Below are 5669 nucleotides of genomic sequence, written 5' to 3'. Positions count from 1 at the left end.
TTTATGCCTTTTTTATTGGCTGAAATATTGAATTTTCAAGGTTCAACACACCGATACGGTGTGGGAAGTTTTAGTAAGTTACTTTGCTATTGCTGGATCCAGTCCATATACTTCATTTCTTCTATGACTTGTGTTATGATAGTCTGCAAGTCATTACTATTATTTTCGTTCATGTTTCTCCTTTCATGGTGCATTGGCTAACACCATTATAGATCATGAATTAATATGGTAATGGCTTTTCTAATTGGACTCGGAGTGGCTTTTTCTGTTGGACTCAGATTGGTTGTTTCTGCTGGTCTTAGGCTAGCTGTTTCAAGCGGACTCTAACATCTTTATGAAATCTTCAAAATTGCCCGGTATGCTATCCGTAAAATCAAAGAAAGGACTTGATTATATGGATATGATTTTGAAAACGACTGACCTCTGCAAAAATTTCAAGGGGCAAATGGCGGTAAACAATGTGTCACTGAACATCCGGCGCAACTCGGTTTATGGTCTGCTGGGGCCGAATGGGGCTGGCAAATCCACGATCTTAAAAATGCTCACCGGCATTTTGCGCCCCACATCGGGAAGCATCGAGTTTGACGGCCACCCGTGGAAGCGGAATGATCTGGAGCATATCGGTGCTTTGATTGAGATGCCCCCGCTTTACGAAAATCTGACTGCATACGAAAATCTCAAAGTCAGAACTACATTGCTCGACCTGGACGATGCACGAATTAACGAGGTATTGCAAATTGTCCAGCTCACGAATACCGGCAAGAAACGGGCCGGGCAGTTTTCTCTTGGTATGAAGCAGCGGCTTGGTATTGCTATTGCATTGCTGAACAGTCCCCAGCTTTTGATTCTGGATGAACCGACTAACGGCCTTGACCCTTTAGGGATTGAGGAACTTCGAGAGTTAATTCGCTCTTTTCCCTGCAAAGGGATTACAGTTATTTTGTCCAGCCATATTCTGTCAGAAGTCCAGCAGATTGCAGATCATGTGGGTATCATTGCTGGCGGCGTCCTTGGATATGAGGGAGAGCTTCGCGCCGGTGAAGATTTGGAACAACTCTTTATGGATGTTATTCGCAGAAATGGTAAGGAGGGATATTAAATGGAGATGGCATATATTCAGGCAGAGAACCTAAAGCATAAGAGAACTTTCACAAAAACGCTGATCGTTCTGGCCCCGTTTGTAACTGCGCTTATGAACTTTTTTGCCCCTCTTTGGTTCCAGCTCAATTCTTATAATTGGTGGTATAACCTGCTTTATCCTGGATTCCTTACGCTCACCTGTGCCTTGATTGAACAGCGGGATAATGGCAAACTAAAATATCGTGCCGTTGCTTCATTGCCTGTTTCGCAGAACAAAGTCTGGAAAGCAAAAATTGGAGTGGCCGGTATTTACTCCTGTGTGGGGAATTTCATTTTCCTGGCGCTAAATCTGTTGGGCGGTTTTGCAATATTAGTTATCAACGAAATTCCCCTGACAATCGGAATTTGCCAGGCTGCGGCCGGAACAGCTTGTATTGTCATTGCAAGCCTATGGGAAGTTCCGCTGTGCTTATGGTTATCAAAAAAAGTTGGTATCTTTGTCACGGTTATTCTTAATGCCGGACTTGGAAGCGTTTTAGGGATTTTCACGGCTACAACCTCTTTGTGGATGATCTGCCCGTATAGCTGGGTGCCGCATCTTATGATTTCCGTGTTAGGTATTTTGCCTAATGGTGAGCCGGTTGCAGATCAGAGTACGGCAATGGCATTTTGGATGATTATACTTGTATTGGTCATTTCGCTGGCCTGGTTTGCGGCGCTGTCATTTTTAACTGCAAGATGGTTTGAGAAAAAGGAGGTGGGGTAACTATGGTATCTGTGGTTCGCTGCTGGAAAGCAGAATATCAGAAGTGTAAACATAGCATTTTGCTCTATATGCACAGCATGATTCCGATTATATGTGCGGCGATTTTTGCGGGTTACTATCATATATCCAGATGGGAACTGGCAACCAAAATCAGTGCCTATCTGGAAGTGCTGGCCGTTGCGTTCCCGTTTCTGATCGGCATTATTGTGGGCCTGGTTGTTCAGATCGAAAATCAGGCCGGGCATTATCAGCTTTTGTTGGGAACAATCCCATCTCGCATGGCAACGTATATTGGTAAACTTGGTTTTCTGATGATCTGTGCTTTTGGCGCAACATTTTTAGCGTTAGGAACATTCGCTGCACTATATAGGGATGCTCCGGCAAGCCTTTACCTGAAAGCAGGGATTCTATTGTTGATTACCATGCTTCCCATTTACCTGATTCATTTGTTTGTGGGAATGAGCTTCGGAAAAGGTGCATCTATGGGATTGGGAATTGCAGGGAGTTTAATAGCTGCCCTTATGATAACAGGGCTTGGTGACGCTACATGGAAATATATTCCCTGGGCCTGGGGCGTTCGTGCTATGGATTACACTGTGCTTGCATGGGATAGCCCCCAACTGTATGCACAGGTAAAAACCGATTTTTTCAGCGGTATGATTATTTCTGTATGCTGCACTGTTTGTCTGCTGATTGCCAGTTTGGTTTGGTTTCATGGTTGGGAGGGAGGTAAAAACAGTGAATAAAAAGTGCCTGTTTGCCGTGGTAATTGTGCTTGTAAGTCTTATATGCTTATCGGCCTGCGGTGCGCTCCGCGATACCGCCGATAAAAATAAGGCGTTAAATGAATCTCTGCCGTATTATGAGCTGAACGCCGCAAACTATGATGAAATTTCATATAACGGCCTGACATATACCATAACGGATGAATGTCTTGAAATGTCAGAACTGCAAGAAGAAATCGGGCAGGTATCGAAACGCTTCAAAAATGTGGCGGGGGAAGATTTCAGTTTCGGCTACGTTTACAGTATTGTGGATGTGGATATAAGCAATGCCGTAGCTGTAAATATCAACAATGAATATCGGAAAGCTGACATTAAAAATAATGATGAGTAACCTCGACAATGTGGTATAATGGGGCGGGAGGTGATTTTTTGACCCACTTACTTGTAGTTGACGATGAAGTTTCTATCTTGGAATTGATTAAGAACAGTTTGGGGAAAGATGGATATTTGATAACAGTCTGTCAAAATGCGGATGATGTAGACATCAAAAAGCTGCATTTCTATGACCTCATTCTTTTGGATGTGATGATGCCTGGCACAGACGGGTTTGAGTTTTGCAAACAGATCAGGAATATGGTAGACTGCCCGATTCTCTTTCTGACCGCAAAGACATTAGAGGAAGATATATTGTTTGGATTGGGCATCGGTGCGGATGATTATATTACGAAACCTTTTCGTATTCAGGAGCTTCGCGCCCGTGTCGCGGCACATTTACGCAGAGAAAAAAGGGAGCATCACAGCACACTTTCATTTGAGCCTGATATAAGATTTGACCTTTCCGCAAAGGTACTGTATGTTTCAGAACAGCCGGTTCCCCTTACCAAAAGCGAGTATTCAATCTGTGAATACCTTGCGAAAAACCGGGGACAGGTTTTTACAAAAGAACAAATCTATGAAGCCGTTTTCGGGTTTGATGGAATAGGCGATAACTCTACGATCTCAACGCATATAAAAAATATTCGTGAGAAATTGGAGCATTTCAAAATAAGTCCGATCAGCACCGTATGGGGGATAGGATATAAATGGGAGTGAAAAAGAAACCTACATTGAAAATATTGTTTCGCCAGTTTGCTATCTCCCTCATTGTCATGCTGGTAGCGGCAATTATTGTCCCTTCTGGTTTGGAGGGACTTGCTGTAAATGCTGGATTAGCTACAAGAGCAAATCTAAGTGAATTGCAGGTAAAAGAGATCATTCCAACGCTGACGATTGCCCCGGATATTACAAAGGTTGTGATTCCACAGGGATGCGGCTACTTAATTCTGGACAAGAACTTTAATGAGCTTTACAGCAATATGGACGATGATGAAAAAGAAATTGCCCTGCTGTACGCAAAGGGAGAATATATTGAATATGCTACGGGGAGGCAGTTTGCACTTGTTGTCCGGGAAAACGAATTTTGCGTTTTAAGGTATTATATTGGTTCTCAATTTACAATGTCATGGCTACCGGAATATTTTCCATCTCCTGACACGCTTGCGTTTATCCTGATGGCTGTAAATTCGCTGCTGGTCATTATCATACTGACCGCCAGATTTGCTAAGAACCTGCGTACACAACTGACCCCGCTTTTTGAAGCAACTGCGGAGGTTTCAAAGCAAAACCTTGATTTTGAAGTAGGACACGCCAAAATCAAAGAGTTTGAAGATGTCCTTGCATCTTTTTCAGATATGAAAGATAATCTGAAAATTTCGTTAGAACGGCAATGGAAAACCGAACAGACACAGAAAGAGCAAATCGCCGCGCTTGCCCATGATTTGAAAACGCCTCTGACGGTTATTCAAGGAAATGCTGATTTACTCACAGAAACAAATCTTGATGATGAGCAACGATTATACGCTGGTTACGTCGTGGAAAGCTCCGGCCAGATGCAGTCATATATTCAAACCCTGATTGATATATCACGGGCGGCGGTTGGTTATCAGCTCCATATTGAAAGTATAGACTTGCCAGCGTTCATGCAGCACTTGTTCGGTTATATGGAATCACTATGCCGGACAAAAGAAATCCGGCTGCAAATGAATACTGTTTCACTCCCTCAAATGCTGAAATTTGATAGGGTGCTGATAGAACGTGCTATTATGAATGTTATCAGTAATGGGCTGGACTACTCCCCGCAAGGCGGAACGCTTTATGTGGATGTTCAGAGTAACAACGGTTTCGTGGAAATTTCAGTCACAGACGAGGGAACGGGGTTTTCTAAAGAGGCATTATGCCACGCACAGGAACGGTTCTATATGGGCGATCAAAGCCGCAATTCAAAGTTACACTTTGGTATGGGTCTATATATTACAAATTCGATTATGGAACAACATAATGGTCAGCTTATTTTAGAAAATTCAAAAGAAACCGGCGGCGCAAAGGTTACTATGAAACTTCCTTGCTGATTTTCCGATAGTGTAATGGACGTCTTTTATGTCCGTCCATTTTTCAAATCTTTATGGAATCTTCAAAAATTCCTCTTATCATGTATCTAAAGAAAAAACATCTGCCCAGCGGCAGAAAAGAAAAAAACCGCTGCTGGGCAGACCCATTTTCACGCTTAATTTATATTCACTGGTGGCGGTTTTGAGAAATCAAGGCCGCTGCTTTCTTTCTGTCATTCCCAGCAGTTAAAGGCATGGCGGCCCACGGGAGGACGCCGCCATGCTGTTTTACTATCATTATAATCTAATCCACTTCTACCGCGTGACATGCTCCCACCACTTAAATCTTACGATTTTGAAGTGGGGGCTTCCTGCTCGATTGCCTTTTAAGACAAAGCTAAAACAGGCTATCCCCGCGTGTCCCGCGGTTTTGTTTTTTATCTTCATCCGGTTACGGATTTTTTTCTTGTGCCGTCAGGCACATTCTTTATAGATTCTTTTTCCTTCTTCTCGGATATTGACTGCTGCATTCACATCCCGATCCATCCTGTTTCCACATTCACAGACATACATTCTATCCGACAATGCCAGTTCCTTTTTCTTATGTCCACATACACTGCAAATCTTGCTCGATGCAAAATAACGGTCTACCTTTATAAGATGTTTCCCGCG

The 5669-nt window shown here is 43.1% G+C and carries 7 protein-coding genes; 6 read left to right on the top strand and 1 reads right to left on the bottom strand.

The features are described from left to right. Positions 1-394 precede the first annotated feature (394 nt). From LKD71_RS17625 to LKD71_RS17600, 6 genes are read left to right on the top strand one after another with little or no spacing between them, the layout of a single operon-like run. Positions 395-1099, top strand: a complete 705-nt coding sequence (locus LKD71_RS17625) for a lantibiotic protection ABC transporter ATP-binding protein (protein WP_227616385.1) — start codon at positions 395-397, stop codon at positions 1097-1099. Further along, a complete protein-coding gene (locus tag LKD71_RS17620) occupies positions 1100-1846 on the top strand; it encodes a lantibiotic immunity ABC transporter MutE/EpiE family permease subunit (protein WP_015527239.1) in 747 nt (248 codons plus the stop codon). It begins immediately after the preceding gene. 2 nt (positions 1847-1848) lie between these two features. Then, positions 1849-2592 carry a lantibiotic immunity ABC transporter MutG family permease subunit gene (locus LKD71_RS17615; RefSeq protein ID WP_025580193.1) on the top strand — a complete coding sequence of 248 codons (744 nt, stop codon included), beginning with the start codon at positions 1849-1851 and terminating at the stop codon, positions 2590-2592. Then, positions 2585-2962, top strand: a complete 378-nt coding sequence (locus LKD71_RS17610; RefSeq protein WP_025580194.1) for a NisI/SpaI family lantibiotic immunity lipoprotein — start codon at positions 2585-2587, stop codon at positions 2960-2962. The genes LKD71_RS17615 and LKD71_RS17610 overlap by 8 nt, the downstream gene beginning before the upstream one ends. 38 nt (positions 2963-3000) lie before the next feature. Continuing rightward, positions 3001-3663, top strand: a complete 663-nt coding sequence (locus LKD71_RS17605; protein WP_227616384.1) for a response regulator transcription factor — start codon at positions 3001-3003, stop codon at positions 3661-3663. Next, positions 3654-5018, top strand: a complete 1365-nt coding sequence (locus tag LKD71_RS17600; protein WP_227616383.1) for a sensor histidine kinase — start codon at positions 3654-3656, stop codon at positions 5016-5018. The genes LKD71_RS17605 and LKD71_RS17600 overlap by 10 nt, the downstream gene beginning before the upstream one ends. A gap of 453 nt (positions 5019-5471) precedes the next feature. Here LKD71_RS17600 and LKD71_RS17595 read toward each other — a convergent pair. Then, on the bottom strand, positions 5472-5669 hold a 198-nt coding region (locus tag LKD71_RS17595), incomplete at its 5' end, for a zinc ribbon domain-containing protein (protein WP_178044693.1).

The sequence above is a fragment of the Fusicatenibacter faecihominis genome (genome assembly GCF_020686945.1).
Taxonomy (GTDB): Bacteria; Bacillota; Clostridia; order Lachnospirales; family Lachnospiraceae; genus Limivivens; species Limivivens faecihominis.
The sequence above is the reverse complement of the archived record's forward strand: the minus strand, read 5'-3'. Positions and strand labels throughout refer to the sequence as shown.